The sequence below is a fragment of the Haloferax sulfurifontis genome (genome assembly GCF_014635105.1).
Lineage (GTDB): Archaea > Halobacteriota > Halobacteria > Halobacteriales > Haloferacaceae > Haloferax > Haloferax denitrificans.
The window spans coordinates 90,261-107,522 of the sequence record NZ_BMCI01000003.1 but is presented as its reverse complement, the minus strand read 5'-3'; the positions used below and the strand labels follow the sequence as shown (position 1 = coordinate 107,522).

Genomic DNA, 17,262 nt, shown 5'->3' with positions numbered 1-17,262 from the left:
CGGTATCGACGAACCCCGAGTCGACATCGACACCGACACCGACACCGACACCCACGAACGCCGAAGAGGGGTCCCACCGTGCGCGTGAGCGTCGTCGGCGGGAGCACCGTCCCCGCCCCGGTCGAGACCATCGCGGAAGACCTGGGTCGCCTGCTCGCCCAGCGCGGCCACACGGTCGTCTGCGGCGGCCTCGGCGGCGTCATGGAGGCGGCCTGTCGCGGCGCGAAGGACGCCAGCGGCACGACCATCGGCGTCCTGCCGGGCGAGGACCGAGACGAGGCGAACCCCTACGTCGACGTGGCCGTCGCGACCGGACTCGGCCACGCGAGAAACGCGCTCGTCGCGATGAACGGCGACGCGGTCATCGCCGTCGACGGCGGCGGCGGGACGCTCTCCGAAATCGGCTACGCCAGCGTCTTCGACCGCCCGACGGCCGGAATCAGAACTCAACAGGTCGGCTCGCTGGACGGGTTCAAGCCGTGCGACTCGCCGGAAGCGGCCGTCGCGTTCGTCGAAGACGCGGTCTGAGAATCCAGTTCTTTCGGGCCGTTCTGTGCTACGCGTCGGCGACGCCCTCGTCGCGCTCGACGCAGTCGCGGAGCAGGTCGTCGACGACGGTCTCGCGGAACGACTCCCAGTCGGTCGTCGACGCCCACAGCCGGCCCGCGTCCGTCGGTTCGAGCGCGTCGCGACCGCGCTCGCGCTCGCGCGTCGCGACGAACCCGTTCGCGGCGAGTCCCTCGACGGCCACGTCGAGCCGCGGGGCGAGCGCGTTCGAGAGCCGCTTTTCGAAGCGGTCGCCGGTCACGCTATCGCGAGCGACGCCCACGCAGAACGAATCGAACGCCGACCACGTCTCCTCGTCGCGCGCGCCGGCGACGATGCCGTGGTGTTCGGCGCGCTCGCGGAGTTCGGCGGCGACCGCGCGGCGGGTCCGCGGGCGAGAGCGCGGCGGCCCCGTGGCGAGGACGGACAGCACCGCCGCTTCGAGATCGCCTAACGGTGAGAGCGCGTGGGCGTCGAGTTCGAGGGCCGACTCGCCGGTCGCCGGGCCGGAGTCGTCGAGTTCGGAGAGGGTCGTCGCGGCCGCCGTGGCCCGCTCGGAGAGGTCGGCCGTCCGCTCGGCGACCGGGCCGGCGGCGGCCGAGAGTTGCGACCGGGCGTCCAGATAGGCGTCGAGGTGCGCCTCGAAGCGGTCGAGCGACTCGAACAGCTCGATGGTCGCCCGGTCTTCGAACTTCCCGAAGCGCGCCTCACAGCTCGTCCGGAAGCGCGCGACCAGTTCGTGGGGGTCGTCTTCGACCGACGCGAGCAGGCGGCTCTCGGTGTCGAGCCACTCGTCGAGCGCGTCGAGGACCGCGTTCGGGTCGCGCGTGTCTTCTGGGTCCGGGCGGGGGGCCTCCGACTCGACGAGGTCGGCCAGTTGTTCGCGGGCGCGGCCGACGTAGGAACTCATCGCGCCGAGCGGCGAGTCGCCGCCGGAGCGCGCTCCGCGAGCACCCGCGGGGCGGCGGACGCGGGAGTTCGGACGGGACGGGCGCGACTCGCCGCTGGCCTCGGCGAGCGCGTCGCGCAGGTCCGACAGGGCGATGCGGAGCGGCCGAGCGACGGCCGCGGCCGCGGGGCCGTCGGCGACGCGCCGGAACTCGGCGAACGCGTCGGACGCGGCCTCGACGTCGGCGACGAGCGTCCGGAGGTCGTCGATGGCGTCGAGGTCGGGGCGCTCGCTCGCGGGAATCGTCAGGAGCGAGACGGTGCCGCGGCCGAGTTCGCCGCCGTCGACGAGGGCGGTTCGCGCGGCGTAGAAGGCGGCGGCGACCTGCGGCGGCGCGCCGGCGAGGTTCACCCGCACGTCGCCGTCCGCGGCGGCCTCGCGGAGCAGGTCGGCCGTCGCGGCGTACAGTTCCTCGAAGGAGGCGGTGAAGGGGAGCCGCGCTTCGTCGAGCGTCCCCCGGCCCGCGAGCCGTTCGGAGACGGCTTTCGCGGCGCGGGCGCTCGCTCGCGGCGCGCCGGGCGCGCAGTCGTCCGGGTCGCGACCCTGCTCGGGGTCGGCCTCGTCGCGGACCAGACGGACCCGGTCGGCGTCGACGTCGGCGGCTTCGAGCGGGGTGACGACCCGCTGCACGTCGAGTCCGAGGACGGAGAGGTGGGTCGTCGGCATCTGTCTGACCAATTCGCTACCTGTACCCTGAATGTTGTGGTGGCTCGTGAGAGCCGCCTGTCAGAAGCGCCGGCGCGGCGTCAGACCCACGACCGGATGAGGTTGCGACCGACGACGCCGAGTCCGAGCGTGTCGACGACGAACAGGATGACGCCGCCGGCGACGGGGACGAGCGACAGGACCGCCGCGACGAGCGCGCCAACCACGAGCGAGACGCCCAGCGAGGGCGACCCGCTGGAGGCGGTGCCAGTCACGAGCGAGCCGAGGAGGACGGTCGAAACCGCGCCCCCGACGATGCTGAGGAGGATGAACGCGAGGAAGCCCGGAATCGCCACGAGGAGGCCGATGATGGTGATTGCGAGGAGGACGAGGACGATGAGGCCGCCGATGCCGATGCCGAGGCCCCAGAGGAACGACCCGCCGGGGTCGTCCCGAATCTCGGCGATGGCGTCTCTGGTGTACGCCGGGGCCGCGGCGACGAGGATGCCGCCGACGACGAGGTCGACGAGGAAGCTTCCACCGGCGCGGAACACCGGCGAAATCTGCGGTGCGGATTCGAAGTTCTGCGCGGCGGCGGTCCCCGCGAGCGCGAGGACGCCGAGCAGGCTCAGGAGGGCAGTACGTGTTCGTGGAGGGACCATACGTGTCCGTCGAATGGCGACCCGTATAGGTATTCTGGATGGACTGTCAGAAAATCGGATACGTCCGAAGCGAGGCGCGACGAGAGAATCGAGACAGGACGTGACACGCGGCGGCGGCGCGCGCGGTCGTTCACCGGCGTCGTGGAGCGTCCCGGCTTACCAGGTACCGTGGAAGGTGTCGAATTCGAGAGCGTCGAGGGGTTCGTCGCCGACGGCGATGCGGTACTCCTGCGGCGTCAGCATCGGCTTGTGGAACCGCGGGCCGTCGTCGGTCGTGATGCGCGGACAGCCGGTGTTGACGAACGCGTCCATGTCGAAGTTGCGGAGGCGGTCCGGCGTCACCTCGTCCATCGTGAGGAGGTAGGCGTTGTCGTTGTCTTCGAGAATCTCCTCGGCGATTTCCATGCGTCCCTGCCCGATTTTCGTACAGAAGATGACGCCCCACTTCTCGGCGTCCATCGCCTTGTGGACCGACGCGTAGCGCTGTTTCATGAACTTCCGCGTGTCGGCGATGGTGACGACGTTGTTGACGGGGTCGGCGATGACGACGTTCTTGTCGGGGTGTTCCATCGCGAGGCCGAGCGGGTGGAACTTGCCGCCGCCGACGTAGAGCACGTCGTCGGCCGGGATGTCCGCGGAGGCGTAGTTACAGCCGAGAACCTGTCCCTCGTAGGTGAGGCGGTCGTCGCCCTTGCGCGTCTGGACGGTGTAGCCGCGCTCTTCGAGCCAGTCGCACATCTCCTCGAAGCGGTTCATGTGCTGGGCGGTGGTGACGAGGCCGACCTCGTCGCCCTCGATGTCGTCGAGCGCGTCCTCCATGATGGGGAAGGGGTCGACGTTGGAGAAAAGCGGGACGTAGATGATCTTGTCCGACTCCTTCATCGGCGAGTGGCCGAAGTGGACGAACACGTCGGTCCGGCGCATGAGGTAGGTGTCGAGGTCGCACGCGCCGTAACACGGCTGGCCGGAGAGCATGAACGTCACGTCGTCGTCGCAGAGCTGTCGGAGGTCGTCGGCGACGGCCGGGCCGCGGCGCTTCAGTCCCTCGGGGAACTGGAGGCCGACGCGCTTGGCGTCGCGCTCTTCGACGGCTTCGACGATTCGTTCGAGTTCGTAGTCCCACTCCCGGTCGTGCTTCAGCGACATCCCGGTGTTTCGAAGGTCTCCCTCCGAGGAGGCGTCCTGGCTCATTGCCCCATCGTTGCGGACGGAGCCGTTTAACCACCGCGCTTCCCCACGAATGGGCGTCACACACCCGCACGCGGGTCCGACTCGGTTGGCGTCGGCGACGGAGTCACCCGGTTACCCTCCCGTCACTCGGGGATTCAAGGCTCGCGGCGGCCTACCGCCGTCCATGTCCGACATCCCGCTCGAACACGTCCACGTCGAACCGTCGGAGCCGGGCGACGGACCGGCTCCCGCCGTCGTCCTGCTCCACGGTCGCGGCTCGAACGAACAGGACCTCCTGTCTATCGCACGGGAGTTCCCCGACCACGTCCACGTCGTGAGCCTCCGCGCGCCCGACCGCCTGCAGGGCGGCTACACGTGGTACGAACTCGACCTCTCGGAGGGCGGACTCCACCAGAGCCAACCGCACGCCGAGCAGTTCGAGCGCTCGCGGACCCTCGTCCGCGAGGCCGTCGCCGGCGCGGTCGAGGCGTACGACATCGACCCCGACCGCATCGGCCTCCTCGGCTTCAGTCAAGGGGCGATTACCAGCCTCTCGCTCCTCCTCGACGACCCCGACGGCTACGCGTGGGTCGTCGCGCTCCACGGCTACCTCGCGGACTCGCACGCCGACCTCGAACCCGAGGGCATCGCCGGCAAGCCGGTGTTCGTCGGCGGCGGGTCGATGGACCAGATAATCCCGGCCTCGCGGGTCGAACGCGCGGCCGAGCGACTCCGCGAACTCGGCGCGGACGTGACCGCGAACGTCTACGGCGCGCCCCACGGCGTCGGCCCGGACGAGCTACAGGACGTGGTCGCGTTCGTCGAAGCCCACGTCTGAGCCCCCAGCGGAATCACTCATCCTTCCCCGTTCGGCAGGTTGAAACCGCTCGCACCCCAACGCGCGGCTATGAGCACGCAGACGACGCGGCTCGAAGAACTCGGGCGCGAACTCGGCGAAGCCATCGCCGACCATCCGAAGTACGAGGCCTACGAGGAGGCGAAAGCCGCCGTCGAAGCCGACGACGACGTGCAGGAACTCATCACCGAGTTCAATCAGCTCCGCGAGGAGTTCAACGTGTCCCGGCAGATGGGCGAAGCGACCCAAGAGGGGCTCCGGAAGGTCCAGGCGGCCCAAGAGGAACTCCACTCCGAACCCGTGATGGAGGAGTACCTCCTCGCGCAGGCCGAACTCGTCGGCGAGTTAGAGAAGATTAACCAGGCCATCTCGGAGCCGCTGTCGGTCGACTTCGGCGGCGAGGCCGGCGGCTGTTGTCACGACTGAGGTCGGTTCGGCGGACTCGTTTTCGCCGCAGGTTCAAGTACCAAGCCGGGGCCAGCCCCGGCTATGTTGGCAATCGCGGGCGGCAAGGGCGGAAGCGGGAAGACCACCACGACCCTCGGACTGGCGAGCGCGCTCGACGGCCCGGTGCTCGCCGTCGACGCCGACAGGGACATGCCGAACCTCCACGCGATGGCCGGCGTCGAACGCCCGGTGGACGCCGCGCCGGGCGCACCCGTCCGAGAGCCGTCGGTCCGGTCGCATCCGACTGACCCGACCGTCTCGGTGCTACCGGCACCCACCGGGACCGACGACGACGCCTTCGAGCGGTGGCTCCGAACCGCCGCGGACGACGAGCGGCGGGCGGTCGTCGACTGCCCCGCGGGGGCCGGCCCCGACGCCGCCGTCCCGCTCCGCGTCGCCGACGGCGTGGTCGTCGTGTCGCCGCTGTGCGCGCCAGCGCTCCGCGACGCCGCGAAGACGGCCGCGATGGCGCGGGCGCTCGGCACCCCCGTCGTCGGATGTGTCGTCTCGCGGTCACGAATGGCCCCCGAGGCGGTGTCCGACCTCGTGGGCGCACCGGTGCTCGGGACCGTTCCGGAGGAGTCGTCGCCAGTCCTCACTCGTCCGACAGTTCGGGCGGCGTACAGTCGAATAGCCGACAGGATTCCGGGGAAGGAGTAATATGAGTCACCGCCTAACACGTGAGCATGCCTCGACTGGCGACGGGAATCGACGTGCTCGACCGCCAACTCGGCGGGGGCATTCCCGCGGGGAGCATCGTCCTCCTCGCCGCCGACCCGGCCAGCCAGTCTGAACTGTTTCTCCACGAGCTGACGACCACGCGGGGGACGCTGTGGCTGACGACGATTCGCTCCGAGCAGGCGGTCACCGACGCGCTGGAGCGGAACCCGGTCCCGACCGGGAACCCCACCGTGCGCGACGTGGGCGGCGACGCCCCGCTGGACGCCGCGAGCAGTCTGGTCCGCGACCTCCCGGAGGGCGCGAACCTCGTCATCGACGTGGTCGACGTGCTCGAACGGAGCGAGCCGCCCCGCTACCGGCGCTTTCTCAACGACCTCCAGACACACATGGTCAACACGCAGGGGCTGACCGTCCTCCACGGCCTGAAAGGCGAGACGATTCCCGACAACCGCGACCTGACCGAGCACATGGCCGACGTGGTGTTCGACCTCGACACGAAGATAGACGGCTCGGAAATCGTCAACCGACTCGCGGTCCCCAAGTTCCGCGGGGGGCGGGCGCTCGACGAGACCATCAAGCTCCGGCTGGCGGAGCGCGTCACCGTCGACACCAGCCGCGACATCGCCTGAGCGTCGCTTCGGAGGCGAGCCGGCCGGCGTTTAGAACACGAAGAAGCCGAACGTGCCGAGCGTGACGACCGCGGTGAGCGCCATCCACGTCCGAGCGGACAGCGCCGCGCCGCGGGAGAAGACGTAGGCGAAGTACGGTGCGAGCGGGGAGAGGCGGTAGACGAACGGCACCTCGATGCCGACGCCGTATTCGAGCGAGAGGGTCAATGCGACGGTACAGAGCCCGGCGACGAGCGCGACTTTCACGTCAGTGAGGTCGCGGAACTGCTCCGTCGCGGCGTCGTCTGGCGAAGCCATGGCTACGAAGCGGTCGGAAGGCGAGTATCAAGAAGCCGCCGGTTCGCCGGGAGAGCGAGGGCGGCGGACTCGCTTACTCTTCGTCGGCGTCGAGTTCCGCGGCGAGTTCGTCGGCGTCGATGTCGACGTCCTCGATTGCCTCTTCGATGTCGGCGCCGCCCGCGCCGCCCATCATACCGCCGAGGCCGCCCATGCCGCCCATGCCGCCCTCGATGGTCTCCTGCACGATGACGCGGTCGATGTCCAGCCGCTGCATGATGTCCTGTGCGATCTGTTGCTTGGAGAACATCCACTGCTGGTTCATCGTCATCTGCGGCGTCGCCTCGATGTAGAGCGTGTCCTTCTCGACGGTGACGGTCTCCGTCTCGGGCTCGGCGTCTTCGTCCTCGTCGTCGTCGGACTCGACGACCTGCTCCTCTTCGACCTCGTCCGTCTGAATCCAGACTTCGGGGGCCTGCTGGAGGTACATCCCGAGGAGGCCGGAGGCCTGCTCCTCGCGGTCGTCGACGAGGTCGAGCACTTCGTACTCGTATTCGAGGTCCTCGCCGGCGAGGGGGTGGTTGAAGTTGACGCGGGCGCGACCGCCGATGATGGTCTCCAGACGGCCCTGGTCGCCGTCGATGGTGACCTGCGCGCCGGGGTAGCGGTCGTCCTCGTCGATCTTGTTGGCGCTGACCGTGCGCACCTCGTCCTCGTCGTACTCGCCGAAGGCGTCGACCGCCGGAATCTCGACGGTACCCTCGTCGCCCGCCTCGGCACCGATGAGGGCCTCGTCGACCTCGGGGAAGACGTGGCCGGCACCGACGATGACGACGCGGGGCTCGAACTCGTAGCCCTCGACGTCTATCTCGGCCTCTTCGGCCACTTCTTTGTCCGTCGTGTCGACGACGTCGCCGTCCTCGATCGTTCGCACCGTGTACGCGAGGCGGACGAAGTCGCCGTCCTGAATACCGGACTCGACCTCTTCATCGACCTGCTCGGCCTCCGCCTGCTGTTCGTCGCTCATACACGCTACGTGACTCGTGCGACCCTTAAGAATCACGTTTCGCCGTCGCGACGCGTTCGAGGCGGCCGACCGCCGGGAACTCGACCCCGAGGGCCGCTGTGTGGTCGAATCGCTTATATCATCGTCAATAGTTATAGAAAACGAGGCGTGTTCACATGGCACAGACTGGCTTGTTCCTCGGGTTCGTCCTCGGCGTCGTACTGCTGGCGCTCACCGTGTTCCTGACCGGCCGCGGCTGGCGACACTACTCCGTCACGAGCGTGCCGATGCCGACCGGTGGCGGCTCGTCGGGGCGCGCGGGCGGAAGCGATACCGAGAGCGGAGCCGCCGCTGGCCGCTGGGCCGACGACCCGACGGTCCTGTCGCTCGTGTTTCTCCTCGCGGCGCTCGGGTTCGGCGCGGTGGCGGTGCTTTTCGTCGGCGGAAGCGCCATCCCCGAGGGCGTGTCGAACGCCGCGGGGCCGGTCCTCGTCGCCGGGACGCTCACCGTCGTCGTCGCGTACCTCTTCTACGGGACGTACCACGCCGCGCGGGGGCGCGGACTGACGCGGTCGCAGGCGACGCTCCTCGGGTCGTGGGTGCTCGGCCTGCTGTCCGTCGTCGGTATCGTACTCAGGTTGGTGGGATTCCTCTGAGATGGCGACCTCGTACGCGGGGCGGCTCGACCCCCGACACGCGCCGCGGCTGTGGTGGCTCGCGGCGCTCTGCTGGGTCGAGGCGCTCGCCGTCGGGGCGTATCTCTCCGCCGCGCCGGAGCGCGTCGAGAGCCTCCGATACCTGTTGTACCCGCTCGTCTGGATAACCGTCGGCGCGGCGGCCGTCCTCTGGACCGACCCGCCGCGGGCGAGCCGTCGGGCGCGACTCGTCGCCGGCGCGGTCGCAGTCGCGTACTTCGTCGTCCTCGCGTCGCTGGCCGGGTTGGTGTCCGTTGACCTCGCCGCGCTTCTCGGCGGGAGCCACGGCCACGTCGCCGCGCACCGCCCGCCCGGCTGGCAGTTCTCGCTCGCCGCGCCGGGATGGGGGCCGCGAGTGGGCTACGCCGGCGAAGCCGTTTCGGCGACGTTCGTCCCGTACCGCGTCGCCGGCTACCTCGCGCTCGCGTACCTCGTCTACGCCGCCGTCCTCGACGCCGCGAAGAGCGCGCTCTCGGGGGCGCTCGGACTCGTCTCGTGCGTCGGCTGTACCGTCCCGCTCGTCGGCGGGCTCACCGCGGGGGCGGCCGGCGGCACCGGCGTCGTGAGCGCGCTCCGGGCGCTCTCGGTCGACATCTCGACGCTGGTGTTCGTCGTCGCCGTCGCCCTGCTCGCGGTCGGGCCGGCGCTGGCGGAGCGGGCGCGCCGATGAGCCGACGCGCCGCGGGGGCGGTCCGCGACGGAGGTCGACGCGGCGCAGTCTGGACCGCGGCGCTCGCGGTCGCTTCGGTCGCTTTTTCGACGCCGGCGCTCGCGCACGCCGGGTCGCTGGCCGGGTCGCTCCGCTCCGTTCCGGCCCCGTTCTGGCTCGTCGTCGTCTCCGGCGGCGGCGTCGTCTGCGTCTCGTTCCTGCTTTCGGCGTTCGTCACCGACGACGAGACGCTCGACGCCTTCGGGCGCGCAGGCGTTCGAATCGGGGGAGTCGCCGGAGCCGTCACAACCACGACGGCCGCGCTCAGGCTCCTCGGCGTCGCCGCGCTCGTCCTCGTCGTCGCCTTCGGGCTGTTCGGGCCGCCCGTGGGCATCGCCAACCTCGGCGTCCTGCTCGTTTGGGTCGGCTGGTGGGCCGGGTTCACGATGGTCACCTACCTCCTCGGGAACGCGTGGCCGCTCGTGAATCCGTGGCGGACGCTCGGCGCGGCGCTTCGGGGTCGGCTCGGGAGCGAATGGAGGCTGTCGCGGCCGTACCCCGACCGACTCGGGTCGTGGCCGAGCGTCGCCGGCCTGCTCGGACTCGTCTGGCTGGAGGTCGTCAGCCCGCTCGCGGCGGACCCGCGGGCGCTCGCAACCGTGGTCGTCGCCTACACACTCCTCATCGTCGGCGGCGCGGTCGTCTACGGCGACGCGTGGTTCCGCCGCGCCGACCCCGTGGCTCGGGTGTTCCGGCTGTACGGCCTGCTCGCGCCGGTCCGGCGGGGCGACGACGGCGGCCTCTCGATTTCGGTCCCCGGCGCGGGGCTGGCGCGCACCCGCGAGCGACTCGATGCCGACGACGTGGCGTTCGTCGTCGCGCTCCTCTGGGTGACGACGTTCGACGGCCTCGTCGTCACCACCGCGTGGGGGCGCGTCCTCGACGCCGCGGCTCCGGCCCCCGCGTGGCTCGTGAACCTCGTCGGAATCGTCGCGGGCTTTCTCGTCTTCCTCGGCGGCTACCGACTGGCCGCGCGGGTCGCCCGCGGAACCGCCGACACGTACGTGACCGTCGGCTTCGTCGCCGGCTGGTTCGCGCCCGCGTTGGTCCCCATCGCCGCCGGCTACCACCTCGCGCACTTCCTCGGCTACGTCGTCGGCCTCGCGCCCGCGCTGGTCGCGGTCGCGGCCTCGCCGCTGTCGCCGCCCGCGAACCCCTCGGTGCTGACCGTCCCGGCGTGGTTCGGCGGCCTCCAGTTGGCGTTCGTCGTCCTCGGCCACCTGCTTTCGGTGTGGGTGGCCCACGCCCGCGCGTTCGACCTCTTTCCGGGCCGCCTGCAACCGCTCCGGAGCGAGTACCCCTTCGTCGCCGTCACGGTCTGCTACACGATGGCGAGCCTGTGGGTCGTCGCCCAACCGACGGTCGGAGGTGTCGCGGGATGAGTCGCGAAGTGAGTCACGGGATGGGTCGCGAAGAATCGGTCGTCGTCCCCGAAACCGCCGTCCCCGACGGCGAGACCGCGGCCGCGACGTGTCCATACTGCGACCGCCCGTTCCGACACAAGCGACTCCGGGACCTCCACGTCGGCGACGCCCACGAGGGACTGCGCGACGGCGAAACCGCGGCGTACGAGGCGGCGGTCGAGGCCGAGGCCGAAGCCCTGTTCGTCTATCACCTGAAGGTCGCCGGCGCGCTCGGGGTGGTCTTCACGGCGCTGTTCCTGCTCGCGGTCGTCGGCTTCAGCCTGTGAAAGGGGTGCGGGCGGAGTTCAGGCGTGGTCGCCGCCGCCGTGTTCTCCCTCGTGCGGGTCGGGCAGGCGCATCACGACCCCGGTGAGGACGCCGACGCCCGCCAGCGCGACGACGCCGCCGACCACGACGAACAGTTCGGTCGCGCCGACCGCCTCCGAGACGAGGAGGACCGCGAGTCCGAGGACGACGGCGAAGAACGCGACCGCGAGTGCGACGGTAGTCCGGTTCATGCGTACTGTTACCACGCCAGGGCCAAAGAAGGTACGTGCGATAGAGCGCGCAAGTCGGTCACGTAACTGCCACACCTTACAGTGACCCATACAATCACCAACCCAGCCGTTACTCCCGCGAAATTGGCGAATTGAGGCGGATTGTCCCCTAGATATATGATTTTGCACTGACAACATAACAGGTAGTGACTATGAGGGTGACGTCTCGGCTTGAAGAATACTTCGAGGGAAGAACAGACGGTAACCTTCGTAGCATCGTGAAGTACAACGAGGACAGTCACGACGTCGTCTACTTGCGAGATGACGTGGCTGACGGGTACACAGAAGACGAGGTTAAAAAGTCAGTTGATGCGTCGCGGATGGATTCGTTGACCGCTCCAATCTATACGGATACGTTTTCCAAGGACCACGGCGAGTTGACGTGCTTAGTCCAGTGCTTCAAGAACGTAATCGAGATGAATTTCGTCCTCAAAGATGGAGTCGGTGCGGCAATCGCTATAGATGCAGAGGCATTTTCCGAAAACCAAGGTCTGGTAGCTGGGGCCCGGGAGATCGTCATCGAAGAGCGCGAGTAGTCTTCTGTATCGAGGAATGTGAACGATGTGAGGGTCGGGTTCTTCCTTGCTTCTGTCGGTCTCTATTCCCGAGATGTAATCTATCTACTACACCCACTTACTGTGCCCTCCCGCTGTCTGTGTCACACGGATTCTATCAGATTATAAGGTTCGACAGAGCCACAAAAGGAGAAGAACAGCGCCCAGTCAGGCCGCATTCTCGCCGGTCGTCGCGGCCGCGACGACGAGCGCGAAGACGGTCACCGCGAGCACGAGGCCGGGGCCGACGACGAGCGGGTCGGTGAGTCCCCCGGGGGCGACGCGGGTCATCATGACGGTCACGCCGACGCCGACGGGGACCGAAAACAGGAGCGCGTAGCCGACCGCGACGAGGGTCTCGCGGGAGCGCCAGCGGGAACGGGAGTCGGCTCGCACGGTCACAGGAGCGAGTACGACGCCGCGAGCGTGAGCGCCAGCGCGGCCGCGAGGCCGATGCCGACCAGATACGTCAGCGACCGCGGTTCGAACCGGAGGTGCTGGAAGTACGCCGCGACCAGCACCGCCTTCGCGGCCGACAGGACGAGGATGACGCCGAAGGCCAGCCAGTAGCTCAGTCCGGCGAACTCGACCAGCACCTGGACGGTCGCCGAGACGAACAACACCGCGTAAATCGCCGTATAGAGTTTCGTTGACACCATTTCTGTCACCTCACAGGATGTAGAACAGCGGGAACAGGAACAGCCAGACGATGTCGACGAAGTGCCAGTAGAGGCCGAAGTACTCCACCGAGCGGCTGTCTTCGAGGTACGCGCCCCGCCAGGCGCGCGCGGTCAGGTACAGTGCGACGAGGAGGCCCGCGATGACGTGGGCGGCGTGCAGGCCGGTCGTGAGGAAGAACGTCGAGGCGCGGACGTTCGTCGAGAGCCACAGCCCCTCGTGGAACAGGTGTTGCCACTCCAGTCCCTTGTTGACGAGGAAGCCGATGCCGAGGACGAACGTCGCCCCGAGGCTCGTCACGACGCCCCACTTGTGTCGCTTTTCGGCCGCGACGAGCGCGAGGACGACCGTGAAACTGCTCGTGAGCAGGATGTAGGTGTTCACGAGCCCCGGAATCGGGTCCGGCGGAATCGGCTCCCAGCCGGTCCAGCCGAAGGCGACGCGGGTGAACACGTAGGCGCCGATGAAGCCCCCGAACAGCACCACGTCGGACGCGAGGAATATCCACATCCCGACCTTGCCGTTGTCGATGCCGGCGAAGGGCCACGCCTCGCCCTCCTCGAAGACCGGGCCGTGGAACGGTTCGAGCCCCATGGCGACGAGCGACCCGAGGGTGACGACGCCGCCCGCGACGGCCGTCGTCGCGTAGGCGGCCCCGACCATCCCCTCGGGGAACGCGGCGTCCTGAAGCGGCGAGAGGCCGAGGAGCACGAGGAACGCGCCGGCGGAGAGGACGAACGGCCAGATGCTCGCGTGGCTCGGTCCCTCGACTTCGGTCGCTTCGGCCGTCGAGAGGGCGGTGGCGACGGTCGTCGTCGCCGAGGCCGTCACGCCGCCGTCGGAGACGGCCGCGCCGGTCGGCCCGCCCGCGCGGTCCTCGCTCGGCGCGACCTCGCCGGTGTCGAGGAATTCGAGGTGGCCGTTTCGGTAGGTCGGCGTCCCGTCGAAGTTCTCCAGCGGCGGCGGCGACGAGACGGCCCACTCGGCCGTCGTCGCGTACTCCCACGGGTTGTCGGGCGCGGGGTCGCCCGCGAAGGCGCTCTTGAACAGGTTGTAGAACATGATGAGAAACGACAGCCCGAGGACGAACCCGCCGACGGTGGCGAGCTGATGCCACGGCGCGAGTTCGGGCGCGTAGTCGAACACGCGGCGGGGCGTCTCCCACGCGACGAAAAGCGGGAAGTACAGCAGGTTGAAGCCGACGAAGTAGACGGCGAAGTGGAGTTTGCCGAGGAACTCGTCGTACATCCGGCCGGTCATCTTCGGGAACCAGTAGTAGAGGCCGCCGACGAGCGCCGTCACCCCGCCGACCATCACGTAGTGGAAGTGGGCGACGACCCAGTAGGTGCCGCGGAACTCGTAGTCGAGGACGACCGCGCCGAGGAAGACGCCGGTGATGCCGCCGATGATGAACAACAGGAGCGCCCCGAAGACGAACAGGAAGGGCGTCGTGAAGCGAATCTTCCCCTTCAGCATCGTGTAGATGAGCGCGAACACCATCAGGTCGAACGGAAGGGAGATGCCGATGGTGGTGATCATGAACAGGGTCTTGACTTGGAGGTTGATGCTCGTCAGGAACATGTGGTGCATCCAGACGGCGAAGCTCTGGATGGCGACGAGCACCATCGCGAGGATGAACCACTTGCGGCCGACGATGCGGCGGCCGGTGAACGTCTGGAACACCTCGGCCATGACGCCGAGCGCCGGGAAGAAGACGATGTACACCTCGGGGTGGCCGAAGAACCAAAACAGGTGCGTCCACAGGAGCGCCCCCGCCGGCGACTCCATGGCGAAGTAGGTCGTCCCGAGCAGGCGGTCCGACGAGAGCACCAAGAGCGCCGCCAGAAGCGCCGCGAAGGCGAAAAGCATCATCCAGACCGTCAGGAGAATCGTCCAGCTAAACAGCGGGAGGTTCCGGAGCGTCAGCCCCTCGGCGCGCATCCGGTGCATCGTCGTCAGGAAGTTGACCGACGAGACGGTGACGGAGGCGACGAACAGCACGAGCGCCAAGACGGCCGTCGATGCCCCCACGTCGGGCGTGAACGTCGGGACGTTCAGCGGGGCGTACATCGTCCACCCGCCGGAGAACGTCCCCCCTTGGAAGAACGAGACGCCGAACAGGATGCCCGAAAAGAGATACAGCCAGTACGACAGCGCGTTGAGCCGCGGGAACGCGAGGTCCTTCGCGCCGAGTTGGAGCGGGACGACGTAGTTGGCGAAGCCGAACGCGAACGGCGAGAGGAACCAAAACACCATCAACAGCCCGTGAGCCGAGACGGTCTGATTGTACGCGACGGGCGAGAGAATCCCCTCGCCGAGCGCCCGCGGGGCGAGCAGTTGGACGCGCATCAGCCACGCGAGGACGCCGCCGAGCACGAGGAAGAAAAGCGACGTGACGATGTAGAGAATGCCAACGTCCTTGTGGTTCGTCGTGACGAACCAGCGTTTGATGCTCCCCGTGCCGGGGAAGTCGTGAGCGTGGTCGTCGCCGCCGTGGGCGACCTCGTGGCCGCCGTCGGTCGCGGCGTCCCGCTCGGGAGACGCGTCGGTCATGGGACCACCGCCGGTCGGAGGTTCGATTGCGCGGCGACAGACGCGTCGGCGCTCGACTCGTTCGCGGCCGCGCTATCGGCGGTCGCGTTCTCCGCGGTCGCGTTCGCGTACCACGCCTCGTACTCGTCGGGCGGCATCACGATGACCTCGGCGGACATGTAGGAGTGGCCCGCCCCGCAGAGTTCGTAACACTGCGCGGTGTAGGTCCCCGGTTCGTCGGCGGTGAACCACGTCTCCGTCTCCTGTCCGGGGATGGCGTCGGACTTGACGCGTAACTCCGTGACGCCGAAGTTGTGGAACACGTCCGCCGTGGTAATCGTCAGTTGGACGGGCCGGTCGGCGGGGACCCGGAGCACGCCGTCGGTAGTGTGGCCGTTCGGGTAGGTAAAGCGCCAGCCGAACTGGTAGCCCTCGACCTCGACGTCGAGCGACTCGTCGTCGGCGGGTCCCTCCTCGACGTACAGGAGCGTCAGGTACGTCCACGAGACCAGCGAGACGACGATGACCATGCTCATGAAAAACGAGGTGAACAGCTTTCGGCCCCCGCCGCTCCCCGACGGGAGTTCGCCGAGAACGAGGCGGTTTCCCTCGTCGACGCGGCCCTTTCCGGAGCCGGAGCGATACTTGTACGCGTTGTAGAGCATGTACCCCACGACGACGACCCCGACGAGCGCCCCCAAAAGCAGGAACACCTCGAAGATGCGTTCGAAGACGAACGCGCGCGTCCCCCGCGGGACCAACCCCGACTGGAGCGGGAACGCGGCCGTCAGTGCGAGTTCCGTGACCATTGATAACACCACCCAAATAAGATAATTAACGTTCGTGATGATTATTGTTTCGGAGAAGCCGGGGCAGATGGTGTCGAGCGGCCGGTTCCGGTCGTCCACGGCGACGGTCGAACAGAGAAGAGACGCGGGCGGGGCGAAAAGCGCGGACGACAGTGGGGGCGGCCAACAACGGCGACCGCGCCCGCGGTGACGCTCAGACCTCGTGTTGCGGGATATCCGCGAACAGGTCGAGCACGTAGCCGAGCGAGAGGCCGTACACCCAGTGAGCCAGAAGCGAGAACACGAGGAACGAGGCGATGACGAACGCGTCCGCGGGCGGCCAGAACGCCGGCACGAACCCGACCCAGTAGAGCGTCGCGAACGACACGCCCCGGAGGTATTTCGGCGACTCCGGCGGGAGGAACGCGCCGACGACGACGAACGTCACCGGGAGGACGACCACCCCGCCGATACCGAAGAGGAACGCCCCGAGCGCGAACGTCGGTTCGTAGCCGAAGAACGCCGCCATCCCGGCGAACCGCGTAATCGGCTCGGTCGTGAAGAGACCGAGGAGTTCGGGGATGCCGACGAGGACGGGAAGCATCAACACCGTCCCGACGAAGCCGCCGGCCATCGCGGTGAGGATGACGTTCCCCGTGATTTCGTAGTCGGCTGTCTCGCCGACGTGCTGTTCTACCGCGGTGGCCGGGTTCGGCGTCTCTTGGCTCATACTCCCGTCATACTACGGGTTCTTTCATGATAAAAGGTAACAAATGCCGTGGTTCCGAGGGGTCGCCGACGCGAGTCACCGAGGTTTTTGCCCTCCGAACGCGCCCGTGAGAGCATGTACGAAGTCGAGGTCAAGGTCCGCGCGGACCACGGCGCGGTTCGCGAGCGACTCGACGCGGCCGGGGCCGAACAGGTCAACCGCGTCGCCCAGACGGACACCTACTACGACGCCCCGCACAGGGACTTCGCCGAGACCGACGAGGCGCTCCGCCTCCGGCGCGAGTCGCGCTACGAGGGCGGCGAACTCGCCGACGAGGAGACGGTCGTCACCTACAAGGGACCGCTCGTGGACGAGTCGTCGAAGACCCGCCGGGAGTACGAGACCGGCGTCGAAGACGGCGAGACGATGGACGCCATCTGCGAGGCGGTCGGCTTCGAACCCGCCGCGACCGTCGAGAAGGACCGCGAGCGGTTCGCCCTCGACGGCTACACCGTCTCGCTCGATTCGGTGTCGGGCCTCGGCGAGTTCGTCGAGGTCGAAGTCGAGGTCGAATCCGGCGTCGACGACGCCCGCGAGGGCGCGTTCGCCGTCCTCCGGGACCTCGGTCTCGACCCCGACGACCAGATTCGGACCTCCTACCTCGGGATGTTGCTCGGCGCGCCCGAGGAGTAGGCGGCCGCCCGTCCCCGCAGGCGTCGATTCTCTCGGCAGATACTGCCCGAGCATACTCTCAAGTAATACGACGGTGG

General features: G+C 68.4%; 22 protein-coding genes. 11 read left to right on the top strand and 11 right to left on the bottom strand.

What is annotated here, in order from left to right:
- Window positions 1-78: 78 nt before the first annotated feature.
- Window positions 79-528, top strand: a complete 450-nt coding sequence (locus IEV64_RS08855) for a TIGR00725 family protein (protein ID WP_188423683.1) — start codon at window positions 79-81, stop codon at window positions 526-528.
- 28 nt (window positions 529-556) lie between these two features.
- Here the strand turns inward: IEV64_RS08855 and IEV64_RS08850 are convergent, their stop codons facing one another.
- The 3 genes from IEV64_RS08850 to dph2 all read right to left on the bottom strand — a co-directional run bounded on the left by IEV64_RS08850 (window position 557) and on the right by dph2 (window position 3,993).
- The gene (locus tag IEV64_RS08850) at window positions 557-2,161 is read right to left on the bottom strand and encodes a hypothetical protein (protein WP_188423682.1); all 1,605 of its coding nucleotides are present in this window, start codon (window positions 2,159-2,161) and stop codon (window positions 557-559) included.
- A gap of 80 nt (window positions 2,162-2,241) precedes the next feature.
- On the bottom strand, window positions 2,242-2,802 hold the full coding sequence (locus tag IEV64_RS08845) for a DUF8173 domain-containing protein (RefSeq protein WP_007274405.1): 561 nt from the start codon (window positions 2,800-2,802) through the stop codon (window positions 2,242-2,244).
- Between the two features lie 156 nt (window positions 2,803-2,958).
- Window positions 2,959-3,993, bottom strand: coding sequence for a diphthamide biosynthesis enzyme Dph2 (gene dph2 / locus IEV64_RS08840; protein WP_007274406.1), 1,035 nt, complete (start codon window positions 3,991-3,993; stop codon window positions 2,959-2,961).
- A gap of 163 nt (window positions 3,994-4,156) precedes the next feature.
- On the opposite strand from dph2, the gene IEV64_RS08835 reads away from it, so the two are divergent.
- The 4 genes from IEV64_RS08835 to IEV64_RS08820 all read left to right on the top strand — a co-directional run bounded on the left by IEV64_RS08835 (window position 4,157) and on the right by IEV64_RS08820 (window position 6,585).
- Window positions 4,157-4,810 carry an alpha/beta hydrolase gene (locus IEV64_RS08835; protein ID WP_188423681.1) on the top strand — a complete coding sequence of 218 codons (654 nt, stop codon included), beginning with the start codon at window positions 4,157-4,159 and terminating at the stop codon, window positions 4,808-4,810.
- Between the two features lie 69 nt (window positions 4,811-4,879).
- Window positions 4,880-5,254 carry a YlbF/YmcA family competence regulator gene (locus tag IEV64_RS08830; RefSeq protein ID WP_004970619.1) on the top strand — a complete coding sequence of 125 codons (375 nt, stop codon included), beginning with the start codon at window positions 4,880-4,882 and terminating at the stop codon, window positions 5,252-5,254.
- Window positions 5,255-5,317: 63 nt separating this feature from the next.
- Window positions 5,318-5,935, top strand: a complete 618-nt coding sequence (locus IEV64_RS08825; protein ID WP_004970618.1) for a MinD/ParA family ATP-binding protein — start codon at window positions 5,318-5,320, stop codon at window positions 5,933-5,935.
- 26 nt (window positions 5,936-5,961) lie between these two features.
- A complete protein-coding gene (locus IEV64_RS08820) occupies window positions 5,962-6,585 on the top strand; it encodes an RAD55 family ATPase (protein WP_188423680.1) in 624 nt (207 codons plus the stop codon).
- Window positions 6,586-6,615: 30 nt separating this feature from the next.
- On the opposite strand, the gene IEV64_RS08815 is transcribed toward IEV64_RS08820, so the two are convergent.
- Window positions 6,616-6,882 carry a DUF8049 family protein gene (locus IEV64_RS08815; RefSeq protein WP_007274409.1) on the bottom strand — a complete coding sequence of 89 codons (267 nt, stop codon included), beginning with the start codon at window positions 6,880-6,882 and terminating at the stop codon, window positions 6,616-6,618.
- A 73-nt stretch (window positions 6,883-6,955) separates the two neighbouring features.
- On the bottom strand, window positions 6,956-7,888 hold the full coding sequence (locus tag IEV64_RS08810) for an FKBP-type peptidyl-prolyl cis-trans isomerase (RefSeq protein WP_007274410.1): 933 nt from the start codon (window positions 7,886-7,888) through the stop codon (window positions 6,956-6,958).
- 155 nt (window positions 7,889-8,043) lie between these two features.
- On the opposite strand from IEV64_RS08810, the gene IEV64_RS08805 reads away from it, so the two are divergent.
- The 4 genes from IEV64_RS08805 to IEV64_RS08790 are packed head-to-tail and all read left to right on the top strand — an operon-like array spanning window position 8,044 to window position 10,961.
- Window positions 8,044-8,523: a hypothetical protein gene (locus tag IEV64_RS08805; protein WP_007274411.1), complete on the top strand. Its 480-nt coding sequence runs from the start codon at window positions 8,044-8,046 to the stop codon at window positions 8,521-8,523.
- Window position 8,524: 1 nt separating this feature from the next.
- Window positions 8,525-9,232, top strand: a complete 708-nt coding sequence (locus IEV64_RS08800; RefSeq protein ID WP_007274412.1) for a DUF7546 family protein — start codon at window positions 8,525-8,527, stop codon at window positions 9,230-9,232.
- Complete coding sequence (locus IEV64_RS08795) at window positions 9,229-10,653, top strand: hypothetical protein (protein WP_188423679.1); 1,425 nt, start codon at window positions 9,229-9,231, stop codon at window positions 10,651-10,653. Before IEV64_RS08800 ends, IEV64_RS08795 begins: the two co-directional genes overlap by 4 nt.
- A gap of 20 nt (window positions 10,654-10,673) precedes the next feature.
- Entirely contained in the window at window positions 10,674-10,961 is a 288-nt protein-coding gene (locus IEV64_RS08790; protein WP_188423918.1) for a DUF7410 domain-containing protein, read from the top strand.
- A gap of 18 nt (window positions 10,962-10,979) precedes the next feature.
- Here the strand turns inward: IEV64_RS08790 and IEV64_RS08785 are convergent, their stop codons facing one another.
- A complete protein-coding gene (locus tag IEV64_RS08785; protein WP_188423678.1) occupies window positions 10,980-11,192 on the bottom strand; it encodes a hypothetical protein in 213 nt (70 codons plus the stop codon).
- 191 nt (window positions 11,193-11,383) lie between these two features.
- Between IEV64_RS08785 and IEV64_RS08780 the strand changes: the two genes are divergently transcribed.
- The gene (locus IEV64_RS08780) at window positions 11,384-11,767 is read left to right on the top strand and encodes a DUF7522 family protein (RefSeq protein ID WP_229722577.1); all 384 of its coding nucleotides are present in this window, start codon (window positions 11,384-11,386) and stop codon (window positions 11,765-11,767) included.
- A 186-nt stretch (window positions 11,768-11,953) separates the two neighbouring features.
- On the opposite strand, the gene IEV64_RS08775 is transcribed toward IEV64_RS08780, so the two are convergent.
- From IEV64_RS08775 to IEV64_RS08755, 5 genes are all read right to left on the bottom strand, one after another.
- Window positions 11,954-12,187, bottom strand: a complete 234-nt coding sequence (locus tag IEV64_RS08775) for a hypothetical protein (RefSeq protein WP_188423676.1) — start codon at window positions 12,185-12,187, stop codon at window positions 11,954-11,956.
- Entirely contained in the window at window positions 12,184-12,444 is a 261-nt protein-coding gene (locus IEV64_RS08770; RefSeq protein ID WP_007274417.1) for a cytochrome C oxidase subunit IV family protein, read from the bottom strand. The genes IEV64_RS08775 and IEV64_RS08770 overlap by 4 nt, the downstream gene beginning before the upstream one ends.
- Window positions 12,445-12,454: 10 nt before the next feature.
- Window positions 12,455-15,016 carry a cbb3-type cytochrome c oxidase subunit I gene (locus tag IEV64_RS08765; RefSeq protein ID WP_188423675.1) on the bottom strand — a complete coding sequence of 854 codons (2,562 nt, stop codon included), beginning with the start codon at window positions 15,014-15,016 and terminating at the stop codon, window positions 12,455-12,457.
- Window positions 15,013-15,804 (bottom strand): cytochrome c oxidase subunit II, encoded by a 792-nt coding sequence (gene coxB, locus IEV64_RS08760; protein WP_188423674.1) that lies wholly within the window; start codon window positions 15,802-15,804, stop codon window positions 15,013-15,015. Before coxB ends, IEV64_RS08765 begins: the two co-directional genes overlap by 4 nt.
- Before the next feature lie 193 nt (window positions 15,805-15,997).
- Complete coding sequence (locus tag IEV64_RS08755; RefSeq protein ID WP_004970606.1) at window positions 15,998-16,513, bottom strand: DUF6789 family protein; 516 nt, start codon at window positions 16,511-16,513, stop codon at window positions 15,998-16,000.
- A 114-nt stretch (window positions 16,514-16,627) separates the two neighbouring features.
- Between IEV64_RS08755 and cyaB the strand changes: the two genes are divergently transcribed.
- A complete protein-coding gene (gene cyaB / locus IEV64_RS08750; protein WP_188423673.1) occupies window positions 16,628-17,185 on the top strand; it encodes a class IV adenylate cyclase in 558 nt (185 codons plus the stop codon).
- The last annotated feature ends 77 nt before the right edge of the window (window positions 17,186-17,262 follow it).

What these genes read in the sequence shown, in the direction of transcription:
- IEV64_RS08850 (WP_188423682.1), bottom strand. Translation starts at nt 2,161, where the DNA reads ATGCCGACGACCCACCTCTCCGTCCTCGGACTCGACGTGCAGCGGGTC.
- IEV64_RS08845 (WP_007274405.1), bottom strand. Translation starts at nt 2,802, where the DNA reads ATGGTCCCTCCACGAACACGTACTGCCCTCCTGAGCCTGCTCGGCGTC.
- dph2 (WP_007274406.1), bottom strand. Translation starts at nt 3,993, where the DNA reads ATGAGCCAGGACGCCTCCTCGGAGGGAGACCTTCGAAACACCGGGATG.
- IEV64_RS08835 (WP_188423681.1), top strand. Translation starts at nt 4,157, where the DNA reads ATGTCCGACATCCCGCTCGAACACGTCCACGTCGAACCGTCGGAGCCG.
- IEV64_RS08830 (WP_004970619.1), top strand. Translation starts at nt 4,880, where the DNA reads ATGAGCACGCAGACGACGCGGCTCGAAGAACTCGGGCGCGAACTCGGC.
- IEV64_RS08825 (WP_004970618.1), top strand. Translation starts at nt 5,318, where the DNA reads ATGTTGGCAATCGCGGGCGGCAAGGGCGGAAGCGGGAAGACCACCACG.
- IEV64_RS08820 (WP_188423680.1), top strand. Translation starts at nt 5,962, where the DNA reads ATGCCTCGACTGGCGACGGGAATCGACGTGCTCGACCGCCAACTCGGC.
- IEV64_RS08815 (WP_007274409.1), bottom strand. Translation starts at nt 6,882, where the DNA reads ATGGCTTCGCCAGACGACGCCGCGACGGAGCAGTTCCGCGACCTCACT.
- IEV64_RS08810 (WP_007274410.1), bottom strand. Translation starts at nt 7,888, where the DNA reads ATGAGCGACGAACAGCAGGCGGAGGCCGAGCAGGTCGATGAAGAGGTC.
- IEV64_RS08805 (WP_007274411.1), top strand. Translation starts at nt 8,044, where the DNA reads ATGGCACAGACTGGCTTGTTCCTCGGGTTCGTCCTCGGCGTCGTACTG.
- IEV64_RS08800 (WP_007274412.1), top strand. Translation starts at nt 8,525, where the DNA reads ATGGCGACCTCGTACGCGGGGCGGCTCGACCCCCGACACGCGCCGCGG.
- IEV64_RS08795 (WP_188423679.1), top strand. Translation starts at nt 9,229, where the DNA reads ATGAGCCGACGCGCCGCGGGGGCGGTCCGCGACGGAGGTCGACGCGGC.
- IEV64_RS08790 (WP_188423918.1), top strand. Translation starts at nt 10,674, where the DNA reads ATGGGTCGCGAAGAATCGGTCGTCGTCCCCGAAACCGCCGTCCCCGAC.
- IEV64_RS08785 (WP_188423678.1), bottom strand. Translation starts at nt 11,192, where the DNA reads ATGAACCGGACTACCGTCGCACTCGCGGTCGCGTTCTTCGCCGTCGTC.
- IEV64_RS08780 (WP_229722577.1), top strand. Translation starts at nt 11,384, where the DNA reads ATGAGGGTGACGTCTCGGCTTGAAGAATACTTCGAGGGAAGAACAGAC.
- IEV64_RS08770 (WP_007274417.1), bottom strand. Translation starts at nt 12,444, where the DNA reads ATGGTGTCAACGAAACTCTATACGGCGATTTACGCGGTGTTGTTCGTC.
- IEV64_RS08765 (WP_188423675.1), bottom strand. Translation starts at nt 15,016, where the DNA reads ATGACCGACGCGTCTCCCGAGCGGGACGCCGCGACCGACGGCGGCCAC.
- coxB (WP_188423674.1), bottom strand. Translation starts at nt 15,804, where the DNA reads ATGGTCACGGAACTCGCACTGACGGCCGCGTTCCCGCTCCAGTCGGGG.
- IEV64_RS08755 (WP_004970606.1), bottom strand. Translation starts at nt 16,513, where the DNA reads ATGAGCCAAGAGACGCCGAACCCGGCCACCGCGGTAGAACAGCACGTC.
- cyaB (WP_188423673.1), top strand. Translation starts at nt 16,628, where the DNA reads ATGTACGAAGTCGAGGTCAAGGTCCGCGCGGACCACGGCGCGGTTCGC.